At 54.3% G+C, this 17,988-nt stretch carries 18 protein-coding genes; 10 read left to right on the forward strand and 8 right to left on the reverse strand.

Translation table 11 applies throughout. The annotated features are described in order from the left end of the window. Positions 1-66 precede the first annotated feature (66 nt). On the reverse strand, positions 67-996 hold the full coding sequence (locus ACTU3N_RS11795) for a LysR substrate-binding domain-containing protein (protein WP_443086320.1): 930 nt from the start codon (positions 994-996) through the stop codon (positions 67-69). A gap of 105 nt (positions 997-1,101) precedes the next feature. Here ACTU3N_RS11795 and betC point away from each other — a divergent pair, with 105 nt between their 5' ends. Then, positions 1,102-2,643 carry a choline-sulfatase gene (betC, locus tag ACTU3N_RS11800; protein ID WP_443086321.1) on the forward strand — a complete coding sequence of 514 codons (1,542 nt, stop codon included), beginning with the start codon at positions 1,102-1,104 and terminating at the stop codon, positions 2,641-2,643. A gap of 2 nt (positions 2,644-2,645) precedes the next feature. After that, the gene (gene choX, locus ACTU3N_RS11805; RefSeq protein WP_443086322.1) at positions 2,646-3,590 is read left to right on the forward strand and encodes a choline ABC transporter substrate-binding protein; all 945 of its coding nucleotides are present in this window, start codon (positions 2,646-2,648) and stop codon (positions 3,588-3,590) included. A gap of 60 nt (positions 3,591-3,650) precedes the next feature. Here choX and ACTU3N_RS11810 read toward each other — a convergent pair whose 3' ends face one another. Further along, positions 3,651-4,151: a hypothetical protein gene (locus ACTU3N_RS11810; protein ID WP_443086323.1), complete on the reverse strand. Its 501-nt coding sequence runs from the start codon at positions 4,149-4,151 to the stop codon at positions 3,651-3,653. 358 nt (positions 4,152-4,509) lie between these two features. On the opposite strand from ACTU3N_RS11810, the gene ACTU3N_RS11815 reads away from it, so the two are divergent. Continuing rightward, positions 4,510-5,586, forward strand: coding sequence for a hypothetical protein (locus tag ACTU3N_RS11815; RefSeq protein WP_443086324.1), 1,077 nt, complete (start codon positions 4,510-4,512; stop codon positions 5,584-5,586). 51 nt (positions 5,587-5,637) lie between these two features. Beyond that, the gene (locus tag ACTU3N_RS11820; protein ID WP_443086325.1) at positions 5,638-7,839 is read left to right on the forward strand and encodes a TonB-dependent receptor; all 2,202 of its coding nucleotides are present in this window, start codon (positions 5,638-5,640) and stop codon (positions 7,837-7,839) included. Positions 7,840-7,880: 41 nt separating this feature from the next. Here the strand turns inward: ACTU3N_RS11820 and ACTU3N_RS11825 are convergent, their stop codons facing one another. Further along, complete coding sequence (locus ACTU3N_RS11825; RefSeq protein WP_443086326.1) at positions 7,881-8,351, reverse strand: NUDIX hydrolase; 471 nt, start codon at positions 8,349-8,351, stop codon at positions 7,881-7,883. Between the two features lie 158 nt (positions 8,352-8,509). Here ACTU3N_RS11825 and ACTU3N_RS11830 point away from each other — a divergent pair, with 158 nt between their 5' ends. The 4 genes from ACTU3N_RS11830 to ACTU3N_RS11845 all read left to right on the forward strand — a co-directional run bounded on the left by ACTU3N_RS11830 (position 8,510) and on the right by ACTU3N_RS11845 (position 13,514). Further along, the gene (locus ACTU3N_RS11830) at positions 8,510-8,770 is read left to right on the forward strand and encodes a DUF2534 family protein (RefSeq protein ID WP_443086327.1); all 261 of its coding nucleotides are present in this window, start codon (positions 8,510-8,512) and stop codon (positions 8,768-8,770) included. Between the two features lie 283 nt (positions 8,771-9,053). Continuing rightward, complete coding sequence (locus ACTU3N_RS11835) at positions 9,054-11,003, forward strand: methyl-accepting chemotaxis protein (protein ID WP_443086328.1); 1,950 nt, start codon at positions 9,054-9,056, stop codon at positions 11,001-11,003. A gap of 135 nt (positions 11,004-11,138) precedes the next feature. Continuing rightward, on the forward strand, positions 11,139-12,536 hold the full coding sequence (gene pheP / locus ACTU3N_RS11840; RefSeq protein ID WP_443086329.1) for a phenylalanine transporter: 1,398 nt from the start codon (positions 11,139-11,141) through the stop codon (positions 12,534-12,536). A 108-nt stretch (positions 12,537-12,644) separates the two neighbouring features. After that, on the forward strand, positions 12,645-13,514 hold the full coding sequence (locus ACTU3N_RS11845) for a DMT family transporter (RefSeq protein WP_443086330.1): 870 nt from the start codon (positions 12,645-12,647) through the stop codon (positions 13,512-13,514). Here ACTU3N_RS11845 and ACTU3N_RS11850 read toward each other — a convergent pair. From ACTU3N_RS11850 to ACTU3N_RS11860, 3 genes are all read right to left on the reverse strand, one after another. Further along, a complete protein-coding gene (locus ACTU3N_RS11850) occupies positions 13,503-14,297 on the reverse strand; it encodes a PhzF family phenazine biosynthesis protein (RefSeq protein WP_443086331.1) in 795 nt (264 codons plus the stop codon). The two genes, ACTU3N_RS11845 and ACTU3N_RS11850, sit on opposite strands and share 12 nt — an antisense overlap. A gap of 85 nt (positions 14,298-14,382) precedes the next feature. Beyond that, positions 14,383-14,748, reverse strand: a complete 366-nt coding sequence (locus ACTU3N_RS11855) for an MmcQ/YjbR family DNA-binding protein (RefSeq protein ID WP_443086332.1) — start codon at positions 14,746-14,748, stop codon at positions 14,383-14,385. Further along, entirely contained in the window at positions 14,738-15,328 is a 591-nt protein-coding gene (locus tag ACTU3N_RS11860; protein WP_443086333.1) for a TetR/AcrR family transcriptional regulator, read from the reverse strand. Before ACTU3N_RS11860 ends, ACTU3N_RS11855 begins: the two co-directional genes overlap by 11 nt. A gap of 192 nt (positions 15,329-15,520) precedes the next feature. On the opposite strand from ACTU3N_RS11860, the gene ACTU3N_RS11865 reads away from it, so the two are divergent. Continuing rightward, positions 15,521-16,621 carry an MBL fold metallo-hydrolase gene (locus ACTU3N_RS11865; protein ID WP_443086334.1) on the forward strand — a complete coding sequence of 367 codons (1,101 nt, stop codon included), beginning with the start codon at positions 15,521-15,523 and terminating at the stop codon, positions 16,619-16,621. Between the two features lie 35 nt (positions 16,622-16,656). Then, positions 16,657-16,998, forward strand: coding sequence for a RamA family antibiotic efflux transcriptional regulator (locus tag ACTU3N_RS11870; protein WP_443086335.1), 342 nt, complete (start codon positions 16,657-16,659; stop codon positions 16,996-16,998). Between the two features lie 39 nt (positions 16,999-17,037). Here the strand turns inward: ACTU3N_RS11870 and ACTU3N_RS11875 are convergent, their stop codons facing one another. Together ACTU3N_RS11875 and ACTU3N_RS11880 are read right to left on the reverse strand one after the other, a co-directional pair. After that, the gene (locus ACTU3N_RS11875) at positions 17,038-17,436 is read right to left on the reverse strand and encodes a YfeC-like transcriptional regulator (protein WP_443086336.1); all 399 of its coding nucleotides are present in this window, start codon (positions 17,434-17,436) and stop codon (positions 17,038-17,040) included. 1 nt (position 17,437) lies between these two features. Next, the gene (locus ACTU3N_RS11880) at positions 17,438-17,794 is read right to left on the reverse strand and encodes a YfeC-like transcriptional regulator (protein ID WP_443086337.1); all 357 of its coding nucleotides are present in this window, start codon (positions 17,792-17,794) and stop codon (positions 17,438-17,440) included. Positions 17,795-17,988: the final 194 nt, after the last annotated feature.

Raw genomic sequence — 17,988 nt, forward strand, 5'->3', positions numbered from 1 at the left:
ACGGAAAAGTATCTGGCAGGAAATTCTTTTTAACTTTTTGAATATGCTTTTTGCGCATTTGCTTATTTAATTTTCAGTAATTGATAGCGTTTCTTTATTAAATCCCCAGGCTTCATCTAATAGCCATGATTTAATTTTTTCCAGCTGAGCGGAGAGCGGTTTATGGCTGGCAGAAATAAGATAATAACCCCGCTCGGTACGTACTTGCGGGCCACATTGCACTAACTGTTGGCTTTTGATAAAAGGCGCTATCAGCGGTTGCCAGCCCAGCGCAATACCCTGGCCTTCAAGTGTGGCCTGAATAACCAGCGAGTACGCATTAAAGGTGCGCGCGGCAGATAAACCCGGCGTGTAAATCTGGTGATGGCGAAACCAGTCTTCCCATGTTATCCAGCGTTGCGGGCGAGTTTCCGGCAGCTTCAATAACGGCTGGCTGAGCAGGGCTTCCGGGCTGGGTTTGCCGCGCATCTCCTGCTTAATGCGTTGATTACAAACAGGGAAAACGATTTCAGGAAACAGGCGCTGCGCCTGGGTTCCGGGCCAGTTCCCCTGGCCGAAATAGATAGCCAGTTCAGCCTGGCTGTCGCGAAAATTGTAGTCATTGGGTGAGGTCGTGACCTGCACTTCGACACCTGGGATCAGCGCCTGTAACCGCTCCATTCGCGGCAATAACCAATAGCTGGCAAAGCCCATGTCGGTATCAATGCGCAGCACGTTTCGCTGGCGGCGAGTGCGTGCTAACTGCTCGCTGATGTCGTTCAGACTGCTGCGTACAATCAGATATAAGCTATGACCCGATTCGGTTAATTGTACGCCGCGATGTTTGCGTTCAAATAACGGCGTAAGAAGACTATTTTCCAGCATCTGAATACGTTGACTCACCGCCGGTTGCGAAAGCCCTAATTCATTCCCGGCGGCGGTAAAATTCCCCAGTCGCGCTGCTGCCTCAAATACCACTAATGCCTGTAACGGTGGAAGCTGTAATTTTTCTGCCATAATTTCACCTTATTTCATGATAAATAAATACCCCCTTCACAGGAGGAAATTCACGTGAGATAAAATTATCACGTTTTAAACGCATTTCTTATTTTTGGACGGCGTATGCTTATAAATAAACCGAATATCGTTATTCTGATGGCCGATCAATTAACTGCCAGCGCATTAAAAACCTATGGTAATAGCGTTAGCCTGACGCCAAATATTGATAAATTAGCCAATGAAGGGGTGGTATTTGAATCGGCCTATTGCAATAGCCCATTGTGCGCGCCGTCACGCGCGTCATTGATGACCGGGCAGTTTATCTCGCAAAACGCTGTCTACGATAACGCGGCGGAATTTCACGCCGACTCGCCGACCTTTTGCCACTATTTGCGCGAGCAGGGGTATCGTACCTGGCTATCCGGCAAGATGCATTTTTGCGGCCCGGATCAACTGCACGGTTTTGACGAGCGCTTAACCACCGATATTTACCCGGCGGATTTCGGCTGGACACCGGACTGGCAGCGGCCAGAGCGGCGTCTCGACTGGTATCACAATATGAGTTCAGTGCTGGAGGCAGGTGAGTGCGTACGCACTAACCAGCTTGATTTCGACGACGAAGCGCTGTTCCTTGCGCGCCAACGCCTGTATGACACCGCGCGCCGCCCTTCAGAGCACCCATTTTTACTGCTGCTCTCCCTGACGCATCCGCACGATCCTTTTGCTATTCCGCGCCGTTACCTGGAACGTTTTCGCGAAGAGGATATCGATCTGCCGAAAACTCGCAGGCAGGATGTGGACGATGATCCCCACTCGGCCCGGCTGCGGGCGATGTATCAACTCGAAGAGGGCTTATTGAGCGACGATGATATTCGCCGCGCCCGCCACGCTTATTATGGCGCGCTGAGTTATGTCGATGATTGCTTTGGCGAAATGGTAAAAACGCTGGAGGAAACCGGTCTGGCGGAGAACACTATCGTACTGGTTGTGGCCGATCATGGCGAGATGCTGGGCGAGCGCGACCTTTGGTACAAAATGACCTTCTATGAGAACGCGGTGCGCATTCCGTTTATCGTTCATAACCCGACGCGCTTTGCCCCACGGCGTATCGCACAAAGCGTTTCACTGGTGGACTTGCTGCCAACGCTTCTGGAGCTGGCCTGCGCAGAGGATAAAAAGGCGCAGGCGATTGCTCCGCTGGATGGCAACAGCCTGGTGCCGCATCTGCGCGGCGAAGCGGGGCCGGATGGCGCATACAGTGAGTACCTGGCCGAAGGCGCGCTGGGGCCAATGCTGATGATTCGTCGTGGCCCGTGGAAATACATTTATGCGTTCAGCGAAGCGCCGCAGTTATTTAACCTGCAAAACGATCCGCTGGAGCGCGTCAATCTGGCCACGAACAGTGACTACCAGCAGGTTGCCGCAGCATTTGCCGCAGAGGTGGCCGAACACTGGGACGTGGAGACGCTGCGGGAGCACGTTCTGGCAAGCCAGCAGCGGCGTCTTTTTTTGACGCGAATTGCGGGCAGCGACGCAATCCCGAAATGGGACTATCAGCCCCGTCAGGATGCGTCACAACGCTACATTCGTAATCACCAAACGCTGGATGAACAGGAAGCTTTTGCCCGTTATCCGCGCCCTTTAAAACAACCGGCAGGAAAATAAAAATGCGTATTCAATCAGGCATGCTGTTGCTGGCGATGGTGGCTGGCGGGTTTTCAATAAGCAGTGTCGCAGCGGAGCAGCAGCGCTGTGCCACCATTATTCAGTCCGATCCGGGCTGGACAGATATCGCCGCGACGAATGCGCTCTCCGGCGTGGTGCTCAACGCGCTGGGATACCAGCAAAAAGTGCAGAACCTCTCCGTGGCGCTGGCTTTTCAGGGCCTGAAAACCGGGCAGGTAGACGTTTTTTTAGGTAACTGGATGCCAGCTCAGGCGCCGGTTATGCAAAAGTTTACCGCAGACGGTGCCATCAATGTGGTTGGTGCGAATCTGCCTGCCGCGCGATTTACGCTGGCGGTGCCTGATTATGTGGCGGCGGCTGGAGTGAAAGATTTTGCCGATCTGCAAAAATATGCCGACAAATTTGAGCACAAGATTTATGGCATCGCCCCCGGCGCGCCTGCGAATCAGAATCTGAAAAAGATGCTCGATAAGCAGGATTTTGCGTTAAAAAACTGGCAACTGGTGGAATCCAGCGAGAGCGGTATGCTGGCGCAAGTGACCCGCGCGGTAGAGCGTAAAGCGTGGATTGTGTTTTTAGGCTGGGAGCCGCACGCGATGAACACCCGTTTTAAACTCGCTTATTTAAGCGGCGGCGATGCGTACTTCGGCGCAAATTATGGCAGCGCCACCGTCAACACCGTGACGCGCAAGGATTTTGCCACTGATTGCCCGAATGTTAATCGCTTTTTCAGCCAGCTAAAATTTGATGTTGGCACTGAAAATGCGGTCATCTCCCGCGTACTGGATAATAAAGAAGCGGTTCAGGAGGCGGCGAAAGCGGAACTGATAAAACGCCCTGATTTACTCAAAACCTGGCTTGCTGGCGTAACCACGCGCGACGGCAAGCCAGGGCTGGCGGCAGTTGAGCAAGCGCTCGGCCTGTAGATCATTTTTCGCGCGCCGGAGAACAGGCGTCCTCCGGCGCAGCTTATTCATACGTAGCGATCAGGGGAGTAACGCGGTTGTGTTTTGCAAAAATTGCTCGCTATAGAGGTTATTGACTATTTTCCAGCGCAGATCGTTATCCATACTTTTCGGCAAACTATGCTCCAGCTCCGTTTGCAGCAGCTGTTGGGTGCTGTTGGCCATCAGCGAGAGTAGCTCGCACTCAAACTGGTCTGGCTGCATGTCGTGCGGCGCATTCAGACAGGCTTGCTCCAGGGCCTCAGCGGCCAGGCGAATTTCACGCCCGCTGGCGATGTAGTCCGGTATTTTCTCTTCCACAGGTCCGCTTGTTTTTAATCGCTCAAGAATCGTGTTCATGCCCCGGCGCATCATGCCGGACAGCCCCTTTAACTCCTCCTGCGTTGTCATCGTCTGTGTTGAGGCTTCAATTTTACTGACCTTACTCAGTACCGGGCTTTCGAGCGGTGCTTTGACTTGCAACGCCGGTTCCCCGGCAAGAGTGGTGTGGCTGGCGCTGCGGTTACCAGAAGTGATTTGCATATGTCGTCCTTGTCATCAGTGATTAAAAAAACACCGCTGATAGTTGCCTGGTAACGGGCTTCTTCATACAAAAAAACGTTTTCAGCGCTGTAAATTCAATCTTTTACCCGCGCGACCGCGTAATAGAACGATAGTTCTTGATCGTCGATAAAGAATGCGTATAGTTCTCATTCTCTTTAGTGTTTGCGGCGCAGCAAGGATTTTCCCGCAAAATGAGTGAGCCATCAGGCCTACAGGGACACTGAATTGCAGTGGCGAGCTGCGCCGGGCAAAAACCTGCCTTGATAATAAGAACGCGTCTTTGGCGCGGGATGCCATGCCTCGCCTGCCTTTATGACATAAATGGTAAGGATTTCCGATGAAGATAAAAACCACTGCGCTGGCATTACTCACTGCAATGGCGCTGGCAGGGTGTAGCGCACAAAACGTTGCCGCCCCACAGCCTGCGGCTGAAGTTCAAAAACCGGTGCCTGACGGCGTGCAAAAGCGTGAGCTGGCAAGCGGATTGTACGAAATGGCGCTCAGCCCGCAGGGCGACGCGCTGTATGTCGCAAGCGCAGAAGGCTTCAAAGATGTACAGGGCGGGATGGTTTACAAACTGGACCCGGCAACGCTGAAAACCCTCGGCGCGACCCACACAGATTTGAAAAACTTTGGTATGGCTCTGTCAGACGATGGCAAAACCCTGTTCGTTACGAATTCGCTGGACGGTGGCGTGAGCGCTATCGATACCGGTACCGGCAAGGTGCGCACGCGTTTGCTCTTCCCGGAGCGTAACGAGAAAGGTTTCCCTTACGGCGCGCGTGAGATCCTGCTGCACAACGGTTTGCTTTATATCGGCGGCGTTGCCGATCCGGCGCTGGTCTGGGTGGTTGACGCCAACACCATGAAGCTGAAAACGCGTATTAAAAACGCTGGCAAATGGGTAACCGGCCTGCACTGGTCTGCGCAAACTCAACGCCTGTACGTGGCGAATGGCGGCGGTGAAATCCTCGTTATCAATCCGCGCAATAATCGCATCGAGCAACGCTGGAAACCGCTGGGCGAAAAAGAGGCGCTGTTGCTGAATATCGCCGAAGATAGCGACACAGGGCGTCTGTTCGTCACCGATAACTCAAAAGCGAAAACCACACTGGTGCTGGATATTCACAGCGGCAAAGTACTGAAACAGCTTGAGGTGGGGGATTCGCTGGCGGTGAAATTTAACCCGAAACGCCATGAAATCTATATTACCCAACGCGAGTCCGGCAAAGTGCTTAGCCTGGATGCGACCAGCTATGCGGTGAAAAAGAGCTGGCCGTTGCCGCCGAACCCGAACAGCCTGCTGCTTTCTGCCGATGGTCAGGTCTTATATGTGACGGTCAAACAGGCCTTTAACAAAGATCACTCGACAGATGGCCCTGACAGCATCGTTCGCATCGATCTGAATAAATAATCCGCAGGCCCGGCGACGGGCCTTTTCTTCTCTTAACTTATTAAAATCAATATGAATAACACCCATAACCCTTTGCGCAAGACATTACTTGCGCTGGCAATTGGCGCGGTTGCCCACTCCTCTCAGGCTGCTACTGCGGATGCCGACACCAGTAATACTAAAGAAGAGACGATTGTTGTTCAGTCGACGGCGGGCGGCGAGTTTAAGCCCGGCGGCGATACGCTGGTTCCCGCTTATCTCGACGGCCAGGTTGCCCACGGCGGGCGTCTGGGAATTCTGGGCGAGCAAAACGCGATGGACGTCCCGTTTAACGTTATCGGTTTTACCTCGAAGCTGGTGCAGGATCAGCAGGCAAAAACGATTGCTGATGTGGTCAGCAATGACGCGGGCGTTCAGGCGGTGCAGGGGTACGGTAACTTTGCTGAAACCTACCGTATTCGCGGCTTTAAGCTCGACGGCGACGATATGCTGATGAGTGGCCTTGCGGGCGTGGTGCCGCGCCAGGTTGTCGATACGCAGATGCTGGAACGTGTAGAAGTGTTCAAAGGGGCGAATGCGCTGCTCAATGGTTCCGCGTCCTCCGGGGTTGGCGGCATGATAAACCTGGAGCCGAAACACGCAGAGGATACGCCAACTACGCGCGTCGGCGTGGATTACACCACCCGTTCGCAGGTGGGAGGCGCGCTGGATGTTGGTCGCCGCTACGGGGACAATAACCAGTTTGGCGTGCGTTTCAATGTGCTGCACCGTGAAGGTGATAGCGTGGTGAAATACGACCATCGCCGTACCACGGCGGCGTCTATTGGTCTTGACTACCGGGGCGAGCGCCTGCGCAGCTCTTTTGATTTCGGCTACCAGAAAAAGAGCTTCCACGGCGGCGAGATGGGGCTGAATATCAGCGAAGTGGATTTTATCCCTGCTTTACCCGATCCCAGAAAGAACTACAGCCAGAAGTGGGCGTTTAGCGATATCGAAAACGAGTATGGCATGGCGCGCGCAGAGTTTGATCTGAGCGATACGTGGACCGCCTACGCGGCGTTTGGCGGCCAGCACGCGCATGAAAAGGGCACTTACGGCGCGCCGAAACTGTTCGATGACGCGGGCAACGCCACCATCAGCCGTATGGATACTAACCGTATCCTCGACTCGTGGAGCGGTATGGGTGGCCTGCGCGGTAACTTTGATACCGGCTTTGTCTCGCATAAAGTTAATGTCGGCTACTCGGCCAACATCAAACAGGACAAAGTGGCCTGGACCATGTCGGACAAGGCAAAAAACCCGGTCGTTAATATTTATGATAATCACCCGGTGACCATCCCGGATAACGCCTCAGGCAGTAATAACTACAGCGATCCGCGCACCACCGCACGCTACCGCTCGCAGGGCTACACCCTGAGCGATACGCTCGGCGTGATGGACGATACGCTGCTGTTTACCGTTGGCGCGCGCTACCAGAAATTGTGGGTGCGTAACTACGACGGTAATAGCGGCGCGGAAACCACCACCGCACGCTATACCCAGGATCGCTGGATGCCAACCTACGGCGTGGTGTACAAGCCGTGGGAATTCGTCTCCTTATATGCTAACCATACCGAAGCCTTGCAGCCCGGCGGCGTCGCGCCGAAAGCGGCGGCTAACCGCTACCAGAGCGTGGGGATTGCGCACTCCAAACAGAACGAAGTCGGGGTGAAGACGGACTTTGGCCGTCTCGGTGGTACGCTGGCGTTATTTGAAATCAAAAAACCGGTCGGTATCCAGGACAGCGTAACGAATATCTATGCGCTGGATGGCGAGCAGCGCAACCGGGGGGTTGAGCTGAACCTGTTTGGCGAGCCGATGCTCGGCCTGCGTCTGAACGGCAGCGCGACATGGCTGGATGCGGAATTGAGCAAAACCAAAGATGGCATCAATCAGGGCCATCGTCCAATCGGGGTCGCGAAGTTCTACGGCGTGCTGGGCGCGGAGTATGATATCAAGCCGGTCGATGGTTTGACCGCGACAGCGAAAGTGAACTATAACGGTTCGCAGTATGTGGATAACGCCAATACCCGCAAGCTCGACAGTTACACCACGCTTGATTTGGGCGTGCGCTACCGCTTGCGTCTGAATCAGGCGCAAAACGAAATGGTCTGGCGCGTGGGCGTGGATAACGTGACCAATGAGAAATATTGGTCCAGCGTTGAAGACAACGGCGTGTACATTTACCAGGGCGAACCGCGCACGGTAAAAGTCTCAATGAGTTACGATTTCTGATAACACAGCCCGCCCCGGCGGGCTTTTTTATGCATTGCAGGCTACAACAGCGGGAGGCGAAGCTGGGCAGACGGTTCGTTTTCGACAAAATACTTGCGCACCCAGTCAATGCGCTCGCGCTGGCCGGGGAAGGGCAGCAGCGTTTTCGCTTCCTCAAACGTCACCCAGGCGTATTCACTGTGTTCGTGATTCAGCCGCACCTCACTTTTCTCATCCACCCAACCGACAAACAGCGGCACTAGCGTGATCGCGTTGCGGTGCGCTTCATAAAACTGTTCGCAGCAGTCGGCAGAATAGAGGCGGGTAAGCGTAAGCCCTGTCTCCTCACGGGCTTCACGCAGCGCGGTTTGCCAGGCGCTTTCTCCGGCCTCAATTCCGCCCGCAATCTGGCACCACTGGCCTTCTTGTGTGCTGCCGGTGCGCTTTAACAGCAGGACGCGGCAGCCATCAGCAAAATTGCACAGCACAAACAGCGCTATCGAAAAACAACGTACCGGGATCGTTTGTCGCACTCTGTTCTCCCTATAAACGTCTGAAAACAGCAGTATATCCTGCGCAAACGGCGCTGTCTGTTCGCCGGATGTTTATCTTTTCTTTTTATGCAACACAACATTTTCACAGCAGATCGGTTACAATCCCGCCACGGTCAGGCCCGTTTAAGGAGTGTTATATGCTGCAAAAACTGCGTACCCCGGAGGGGAAGAAATTCGTTATCGCAGTGGTGATTGTTTTTCTGATTGCCGTTAGCGTTATTTCGAAGGTGACGTTTGAAGGGGTGGAAGATCAGTACAACCTGCCGATGTCCCAATGGACGGTGTCGATGTATATCATGCAGGGCGCATGGGTCGCCATCTACAGCGTGATGTTTACCATTATCGGCTCGCTGCCTTTCGGTTTTTATTTTCTCGGCCCGAAAGACGATCGCGGTTAACGCCCTCGCCAGCTCTGGCAGTTCTTGCCGGAGCTCACATCAGATAAAAAATATTTTATTTAGCGCAAATCGCTATTGTAAGCCTCGCTTGTAGCTAAGTTAACTGCTACTACATTGAAGCGCGCGTTAGCGTGCTGACGTGCGCTGATGATGCCCGCCGTTACTCCTTTCTCACTTTTTTCCGCTGGTTAAAGATCAAAACGTAAACGCCGATAGAGCAGCATAAGGGAGTTCGTACTGAAAGGAACAATGATGACGTAAGGCTGACTCCAGGAGCGCCGTAATGGCCAGACAATCGGTAAATAAAAGAATGAGTACCCGCGCGCAAATGCTGCTGACGGGCGCCATCACTATCACACTGGGATTTGTGGTAACCATTGGTGTACTGAGCTGGCAATCCAGCACGGAACAGAAATCCCTCGCTGAACAATATTTACAACAGATTGCGCACAGCGAAGCGCTGAAAATCCAGCAGCAGCTCAGCTATGCCCGCGACGTCGCGCACAACCTTGGTCACAGCCTGATAGCCTTGCCTGAGGCGGGGGTCACCGATCGTAACGTGGCGGATAAAATGCTGGAATCCGCGCTGCGCGACAACCCGGATTACCTTTCCATTTCTGTTACGTTTGAAGAAAACGCGTTCGACGGGCGCGACGCCGAGTTTGCCGACAAGCCTGACCAGGCACCAAAGGGCCGCTACGCCATGTTTGTTGATCATGACGCCAGCGGCAACTACGCCATGCACCCGCTGCTGTCCATCTTTACCCCAGGCCAGGGCGATTACTATTTGCTGCCGCAGAAGAGCCGTAAAGATACGCTGATTGAGCCCTATACCTACGCCTATAATGGTGTGCCAACGCTGTTAACGTCCGTGGCGGCACCGATTGTGCGCGACGGTAAATTATACGCGGTGGCAACATCCGATATCTCGCTGGCTTCGTTGCAGGAGAAAGTGAACCAGATAAAACCCTGGGAAGGTGACGGCTACGCCATCCTGCTTTCCAGTGCGGGAAAAGTGATTTCTTACCCGGATAAGAGCCTGACCAGTAAGGATTACCCTGGCAAAACGCGCCAGTTCAGCAGCACTGTCGTCGAGCAAAGCGATCCGGTGCTTGGCGAAGACGCGCTGGTAACCTGGCAGTCCATCACCATCGGTAACAGCAGCGAGAGCTGGTATCTCGGCGTAGTGGCACCGGTCAGTAAGGTGATGGCGGCGGCCAACCGGCAGCTTATCAATGCGCTTATCCTGATGGTGATAAGTATTCTTCTGGTAAGCGCGCTGCTTGGTCTGGTCTTTAGCCGTAAAGTGCTCAAACCGATTGGCGGCGAACCGCTCGAAGGCGCGACCATCGCGCTGGCGGTGGCCGACGGCAAGCTCGATAACACCATTGCGGTAAAAGCACGCGATCGCAGCAGCCTGTTTTACGCGTTACACACCATGCAGGGACAGCTACGCCAGATTGTCGGGCAGATTAAAGAGGCCAGCGATGCTGTGCGCCAGGGGGCCGGGGAAATAGTCAGTGCGAACATTAACCTCTCGTCGCGTACCGAACAACAAGCGGCGGCGCTGGAGCAAACGGCGGCGAGCATGGAGCAATTTAGCGCAACCGTGAAGCACAATGCCGACAACGCTCACCATGCCACAGTGCTGACGGCCAACGCCACGCAGATTGCCAGCCGGGGTGAAGCGCTGGTCAGCCAGGTGGTACAAACCATGGCGCAAATTGACGACAGCGCGAAAAAGATTGGTGATATTACCGCGATTATTAACAGCATCGCTTTCCAGACAAATATTCTCGCGCTGAATGCGGCAGTCGAAGCGGCGCGCGCAGGTGAACAGGGGCGCGGCTTTGCCGTGGTCGCCTCGGAAGTGCGCAACCTGGCCCAGCGCAGCGCCGATGCGGTCAAGGAAATTGGCGCGCTGATTGAGGAGTCCGGCCAGCGTGTAGAGAATGGTGTACAGCTGGTCAACGATGCGGGCAAAACCATGCAAGAGATGACGGAAGCGGTGACCTCCGTGCAAACGATCATCAGCGAAATCGTCAGCGCTTCGGATGAGCAGGCCAAAGGCATCGGCCAGGTGACGATTGCGGTCAACGAGATGGATGGCGTCACGCAGCAGAACGCCGCGCTGGTTCAGCAAATGGCCGCCGCCGCCACATCGCTGGAAGAGCAGGCGCAGCAGCTTGCTCACAGCGTGCACCAATTCCGTCTGGCGGAGCACAACGCATAATGCGTAGCGCAGGGAAGGAAATTGTCAAGCTTCTCTGCGCATTTTTTTAACGACCAGGGCGTTTCAAATTCTTGCCAGTCATCACCTGAGATGTTAAAAGGTGCCCCTTCCATAAAATGCGTAAGGGGTAAGGACGTGAACAACGCGTCACAGGCAGCGGGTAAGTCGACCGGTGCCGAGTCGGGAGCATCACCGACATTGCAACGAGGTTTGAAAAACCGACATATTCAGCTGATTGCGCTGGGCGGCGCGATTGGCACCGGGTTGTTTCTGGGCATCGGTCCGGCTATTCAGATGGCCGGGCCTGCCGTGCTGCTGGGCTATGGCATCGCCGGTATTATCGCTTTTTTGATCATGCGCCAGCTCGGTGAGATGGTGGTGGAAGAGCCGGTTTCCGGGTCATTTTCCCATTTTGCGTACAAATACTGGGGGCCGTTTGCGGGGTTTCTGTCCGGCTGGAATTACTGGGCGATGTTTGTACTGGTGGGCATGGCCGAGCTGACTGCCGCCGGGATCTATATGCAGTACTGGTTCCCGGAGGTGCCGACGTGGATTTGGGCCGCGCTCTTTTTCGTCATTATTAACGCGGTCAATCTGGTCAACGTGCGTTTGTACGGTGAAACCGAGTTCTGGTTTGCGTTGATAAAAGTGCTGGCCATCATCGGGATGATTGGTTTTGGCCTGTGGATGCTCTTTTCCGGTAACGGCGGCGAGCGGGCGAGCTTCGATAACCTCTGGCGCTATAATGGTTTCTTTGCCACCGGCTGGCACGGGCTGGTCCTTGCGCTGGCGGTGATTATGTTCTCTTTTGGCGGGCTTGAGCTGATAGGTATCACTGCCGCTGAAGCCAGCGAACCGCAAAGCACCATTCCGAAAGCCATCAACCAGGTGGTGTATCGCATTCTGCTGTTCTATATCGGCTCGCTGGTGGTACTGCTGGCGCTCTATCCGTGGATCGATGTCAAAGCGAACAGCAGCCCGTTTGTGATGATTTTTCACGATCTTGACAGCAACCTGGTGGCATCGGTGCTGAATTTCGTGATTTTGGTCGCCTCGCTTTCGGTTTACAACAGCGGTGTTTACTCCAACAGCCGTATGCTGTTTGGCCTCTCCGTGCAGGGCAATGCGCCCGCCTTCCTCACCCGCGTGAGCCGCCGCGGAGTACCGGTTAACTCGCTCTTTCTGTCCGCTGCTATCACCTCGCTGGTGGTGCTGGTGAATTATCTGCTGCCGCAAAAAGCCTTTGGCATGTTGATGGCGCTGGTGGTGGCGACGCTGCTGCTGAACTGGATAATGATCTCGCTGGCACATCTCAAATTCCGCGCAGCCATGCGCCGCAAAGGGCGCGATCCACAATTTAAGGCGCTGATTTACCCGCTGGGTAACTACCTGTGCATCGCTTTTATGCTGATGATCCTGGTGCTGATGTGTACCCTTGAGGACATGCGCCTGTCAGCGATACTCCTGCCTGTGTGGATTGTTTTTCTCTTTATTGCCTTCAAACTGCTGCGCCGTTCACCCGCGCGCGCATAAGTTCTGCACTCCCGCCGCAACCGGCGGGAAATTTCCTGAAAATTCAGGCATCATAAGTGCTCTTATGTCAGCGTTTCGCGCTGGTTTTGATATCCCAGGAGTTTTGCCATGACCCGGCAAAGACAAGCCGATCTGTTTTTGGTGCTGACCACAATTATTGCGGCCTGCGGCTGGATTTTTTCGCGTGAAGCCATTGCCGGTATGCCGGTGTTTGCCTTTCTCGGCCTGCGTTTTTTTGGTGCCGCGCTGGTTTTGCTGCCTTTTTGCCGGGGGCAGCGCATTGCGTCGGAGAAATACAGCCAGGTTATCATTAGCGGTCTGTTGATGGCGCTGAACCTGTGCCTGTGGATTTGGTCGGTTTCGATAACCACCTCGCTGGGCGAAGGTGCGTTTATTATGAGTTTATCGATGCTGTTCGTGCCGCTGGTGGCGTGGGTGATGATGAAAGTGCGCCCGGCGCGGGCGTACTGGGAATGCCTGCCGGTCGCGGTCATCGGCCTGGCATTGCTGAGCCTGCACGCGCCCGTCAGCTTTAACCCAAGCCAGGGCTGGTTCTTACTGACGGCGTTCGTGCAATCAATCTACTTCTGTTACACCAGCCGCTGCGCCAGGGAAGTACCGCTGCTGCCTCTGACCGCTGCGCAACTGGCCATTACCGGTATCGCCGGGCTTTTGATTTCCGCTCTGTTTGAAAGCTGGACGCAGCCTTTTAGCGCGGGTACGGCGATGTGGCTTGCCGCGAGTATCTTGATTGCCACCAGCCTGCGTTTCGGCCTGCAGTTGCAGGGGCAAAAATATGCCGCCGTAGCCAGCGCGGCCATTATTATGGTGCTGGAACCTCTGTTAACCGTGATCGCCGCTTCCCTGTGGTACGGCGAACGGTTGCCGCTGCAAAAAATTATGGGCGGCGTGTTAATCCTGCTGGCGCAGATTTGGTTTCGCTGGCGGATGGTCGCACGGTTACCGTCAAAGGTGTAACGTGCCTGCCAGCACCGTATGCGACGCGCCGCTTATCAACACACGCTGATTATCAAGCGTAAGCGTTAATCTGCCTCCGCGTGCAGATGCCTGCCAGGCGGTAAGTGTGTGCTTACCAAGGCGTGCTGACCACCAGCTCGCCAGCGCGCAGTGTGCAGAGCCCGTGACCGGGTCTTCATTGACGCCAACCCAGGGCGCGAAGTAGCGCGACACCATATCGTACTCTGCTTCCCCTGGCGCGGTGACCGCCACGCCACGGCCGGGCAGGGCGGCAAGCGCCTGAAAGTCCGGTTGCAGCGCGCGCACGGTCTGCGCATCATTCACCACCACGAGCTGCTTTTCGCCAAACGTGCCGTAATCACTGACCTGATCAGGTGCCAGCCCCAGCGCGGTAAGTAACGCCAGCGGTGCCGCTGCCTGCATCTGCGGCGTCAACAGCGGAAAATCAAGCGCGACAGAATCAGGGCTTGCCGTGGCGCTTAAAGGGCCGGAAAGCGTGCGGAAAGTGACCGTTTCGCCATCGTGCAGTCGCCCGGTCTGGTGCAGAATATGCGCGGTCGCCAGCGTGCCGTGGCCGCACAAATCCACTTCCACCTTCGGGGTAAACCAGCGCAGGTTATTATCAGACAGCCGAAGAAAAGCGGTTTCCGACACCGCCATCTCATCAGCTATCCGTTGCATCAGCGCCGTGTCCAGCCCTTGTTGCGTAATGCATACCGCCGCCGGATTGCCGGAAAAAGGCCGCGCGCTAAAGGCATCAACCTGGTAAATATCAAGCTTCACCGTAACACTCCATTTGATAACAAACGGATAACATACGCTGTTTTTAGCCGGCCGGATAGTCGGCGCCGCAGGGAGAGGGAAGGGATTAAGGGCGCAGCCGTTTTTGCTCTTTGCGCGCCAGGCCATTGACGACCAGATCCCAGGAGTCCTGAATCAGCGATGCCAGCAGCGCTTCGTCGATGGCATCGCTGGCAAAAACCGAGATCCAGTGCTTTTTGTTCATATGATATCCAGGCTCAATACCGGCATAGATTTGTTGATTAAGCAGGGATTTTTGCGGCTCGGCTTTCATTGTTACCATTGGCCTGCCGTGGGCGGTGGTGGTCATCATAAAAATTTTGCCGCTCACTTTGAACACATCGTGCTCCGGGCCAAACGGCCAGCAGTGTTCGGTAAAGGGCAGTTCAAGCGCAAGGCGATGCGCGCTGGCCTGCAAGGTTTTACTGTCCATCGTGGCTCTCGCTTGCCAGTGCGCGCCACATCGCTTCAAAACCGAGATTTTTGAACTCCTTAGCGCGGGCGGGTTCACGGCTGGCAAAATTAATCGTCGTGTCTGCAAGCGTTAAGAAGATGGCATCGCCAAACGGTGCAAACTCATCCGAGAGAAAAACCGGCAGCACCGAGCGGTGGCACAGCTCGTGAAGTTCGGGGAACATTTCGCTGACCTGCTGTTTGGTCGCTGCGGTGAGTTTTTCGCTAATCGCAATCTGGCGCACCGCGTGATGCGCATTCGGGTGGCGGATCCCCCAGTCGATATAGCTGTTCCAGATAGAATGCGTGTGCTCTTTTGGTGCGGACAGGGAACGGTCAAGATTGGCCAGCATAGTGCCGCACAGATCCGCTTTTAAATGCAGGTAAAGTGCGTTGAGCAAATCGTCTTTGGTGGCGAAGTAGCGAAACAGCGTACCCTCGGCAACGCCCGCACGACGGGCTATTAGCGCGGTGGAGGCGGCTATCCCGGACTGGGCAATCGCTTCGGTTGCTGCTTCAAGTAATGCTTGTTTTTTATCCTCACTTTTCGGACGAGCCACTACACTTTCCCTCACAAACTCTAAAAACCTCGATTGAAGCATGCCCTCTGTCACGCTGCAACGTCGAACGTCAAAGAATGAAAATCATCTTGACGGTTTGCCGCCTCTTTCTATAATGAGTGCTTACTCACTCATAATCAAGTGTCACCAGCGTCGTATCCATGGAAAGGTGCGATTTTGTCGGGTCAGGATATGAAACGTCTTAATATCAGCGTGGTTCTTGTTATGCTTGTTGTCGGTGCGGCAAGTTTGCCTTTTGTTCTGAATGCCGGTTTTGGCCAGCCGCCGCAAGGCGAGCAGCTTACAGAAGTCGAAAAATCACCTCAGTACCATGACGGAAAGTTCCATAACGCGTTACCCACACCTGGCTTTACCGGTAAGAAAAATATGCTGGCTGCCTGGTGGAATTTTCTGGTGACTAAACGCGAGAACGCGCGCCCGCAGCAGCCGCTGCCGATGGTGCTTACCGATCTGGCCGCGCTACCTCTTGAGCAGGACACGCTGGTGTGGATGGGACACTCCTCATGGTATCTCCAGCTGGCGGGCAAACGCATTCTGATTGATCCGGTGCTGAGCAATTACGCTGCGCCATTTTCATTTCTGAACAAAGCGTTTGCCGGGAATTATGCCTGGACGGCAGAAAGCCTGCCGGAGATAGACCTGCTGATTATCTCTCACGATCATTACGATCATCTGGATTACGCCACGATTAAGGCGCTGAAGCCGAAAATTAAACAGGTGATTACACCGCTTGGCGTGGGATCGCACTTGCGCTACTGGGGGGTAAACCCGGCGATCATTCAGGAAGCGGACTGGCAGCAAAGCATTCCTTTTAGCAATGATTTGTCGGTGCATGTGTTACCGGCCCGGCACTTTTCCGGGCGAGGCCTTAAGCGTAACCAGACGCTGTGGGCGAGCTTTATGTTTGTCACCCCTGAGCGCAAGGTTTATTACAGCGGTGACAGCGGATATGGCCCGCATTTTAAGGCTATCGGCGAGCAGTTTGGCTCGGTGGATGTCGCCATTATGGAGAACGGTCAGTATGACGAAGACTGGAAGTACATCCATATGATGCCGGAACAAACCGCGCAAGCGGCAGAAGATCTTCACGCACGCGCGGTGCTACCGGGCCACGCGGGGCGTTTTGTGTTAGCTAAACATACCTGGGACGATCCGTATAAGCGACTGGCGCTCGCAAGCCAGGGCAAACATTATCGCTTACTCACACCGAGGCTGGGCGAACCGGTGCTTGCGGCAGACGATGCGCAAGTTTTCCGCGCCTGGTGGGAATAAACCGTACCAATCGAAGAGCAGAGGGGGAGCATAGTATGACTATTTCCGCTCAGGTTATCGACACTATCGTCGAGTGGATCGACGAGAACTTACATCAACCATTACGTATTGATGATATTGCAGCCCATGCGGGGTATTCCAAATGGCATCTGCAACGGCTTTTTATGCAGTACAAAGGGGAGAGTCTCGGGCGCTATATTCGTGAGCGCAAATTATCGCTCGCGGCAAGGGATCTGCGTAACACCGATCAGAAAGTTTATGATATTTGTCTTAAGTATGGCTTTGATTCGCAGCAGACCTTTACCCGTATCTTCACCCGTACTTTCAACCAGCCGCCGGGCGCATACCGGCGGGAAAACCACCAACCCACGCATTAAGCGTCTGCGATAAAAACCGGCTTTAATAGCCGGTTTTTTTTACTCAGCGATAGCCTGTTCAATGCCCAGACGGGTTAAAAAACCACGAATGCCTTCACGCGCCAGCATGTGCGCAAGCTGTTGTTGCTCGTTGTCCGTCATATTCTGTAATACGCGGATGATTTCCGGCAGCAGCCCGCTTTCGCTGGTGCTGATATACGGCACGGCCGGTTCTGTTACCGCGTAAGGTGAATGACGCTGGCGCATGGTGGGCGTTTTCATCACAAACTGACGCACGTGCTTATCAATGATAATAAGCCTGGCGCGGCCACCTTTTACGCCGGGTATCAGTTCCGTTGCCCATCCTTGTTCGCGCACCCAACGGTTCACGGTCTGTTTTGCAACGCCGAGAAAATCCGCTAACTCTTCGGTGGTCATTTTATTGGCAAGTTTCATCATATTATTTCTGATCGCGGATCCCCAGACGTTGCAATAAACCTGTTATGCCGTCACGTAATAGCAGCGAGGCCAACTGTTTTCGTTCGGTATCGGTCATTTCCTTTACCAGCGTCATAAGCAACCGATCCAGCGAGGTATCGTTCGTCGCGTTACTCCAGGGTTGTGTTTCAGTGCGCTGCGCGCTGCGAATAAAAGCGCGTACTTGTTCATTGACATGAACCAGGCGCGCTTTTCCACCCTGCACACCCGGTTTTGGTGAGGTGATCCAGCCTTCCTTGCGCACCCATTTATTAATCGTTTGCCGGCTATAACCTGTGATGCTGGCTAACTCTTCTGGTGTCATTCGTTCCTTGAGCATGTAATTTCCCGAATTGTTGTAGGGGTAATTAGTGGTTCATGTTATAGCACCATTTTAAAAGAAAATGTGACAGGTTTAACTACTGGCTGTGAGGATCTTCGCAATGTCGTTTAATTGCATGCTTTTTCAGCGATTAGTTGCCAGCGGGCGATTTTGCCGTTGACACCTGGCAAGGGAATTCATATTATGCCGCC

It is taken from the genome of Vagococcus sp. WN89Y (assembly GCF_052220145.1).
GTDB lineage: Bacteria > Pseudomonadota > Gammaproteobacteria > Enterobacterales > Enterobacteriaceae > Kosakonia.

Excerpts from the sequence above, each read along its gene's own strand:
- ACTU3N_RS11835 (WP_443086328.1), top strand. The coding sequence starts at position 9,054 with ATGGCCAGACAATCGGTAAATAAAAGAATGAGTACCCGCGCGCAAATG.
- ACTU3N_RS11830 (WP_443086327.1), top strand. The coding sequence starts at position 8,510 with ATGCTGCAAAAACTGCGTACCCCGGAGGGGAAGAAATTCGTTATCGCA.
- ACTU3N_RS11845 (WP_443086330.1), top strand. The coding sequence starts at position 12,645 with ATGACCCGGCAAAGACAAGCCGATCTGTTTTTGGTGCTGACCACAATT.
- ACTU3N_RS11870 (WP_443086335.1), top strand. The coding sequence starts at position 16,657 with ATGACTATTTCCGCTCAGGTTATCGACACTATCGTCGAGTGGATCGAC.
- choX (WP_443086322.1), top strand. The coding sequence starts at position 2,646 with ATGCGTATTCAATCAGGCATGCTGTTGCTGGCGATGGTGGCTGGCGGG.
- ACTU3N_RS11815 (WP_443086324.1), top strand. The coding sequence starts at position 4,510 with ATGAAGATAAAAACCACTGCGCTGGCATTACTCACTGCAATGGCGCTG.
- ACTU3N_RS11795 (WP_443086320.1), bottom strand. The coding sequence starts at position 996 with ATGGCAGAAAAATTACAGCTTCCACCGTTACAGGCATTAGTGGTATTT.
- ACTU3N_RS11875 (WP_443086336.1), bottom strand. The coding sequence starts at position 17,436 with ATGATGAAACTTGCCAATAAAATGACCACCGAAGAGTTAGCGGATTTT.
- ACTU3N_RS11820 (WP_443086325.1), top strand. The coding sequence starts at position 5,638 with ATGAATAACACCCATAACCCTTTGCGCAAGACATTACTTGCGCTGGCA.
- ACTU3N_RS11865 (WP_443086334.1), top strand. The coding sequence starts at position 15,521 with ATGAAACGTCTTAATATCAGCGTGGTTCTTGTTATGCTTGTTGTCGGT.
- ACTU3N_RS11810 (WP_443086323.1), bottom strand. The coding sequence starts at position 4,151 with ATGCAAATCACTTCTGGTAACCGCAGCGCCAGCCACACCACTCTTGCC.
- ACTU3N_RS11855 (WP_443086332.1), bottom strand. The coding sequence starts at position 14,748 with ATGGACAGTAAAACCTTGCAGGCCAGCGCGCATCGCCTTGCGCTTGAA.
- betC (WP_443086321.1), top strand. The coding sequence starts at position 1,102 with ATGCTTATAAATAAACCGAATATCGTTATTCTGATGGCCGATCAATTA.
- ACTU3N_RS11880 (WP_443086337.1), bottom strand. The coding sequence starts at position 17,794 with ATGCTCAAGGAACGAATGACACCAGAAGAGTTAGCCAGCATCACAGGT.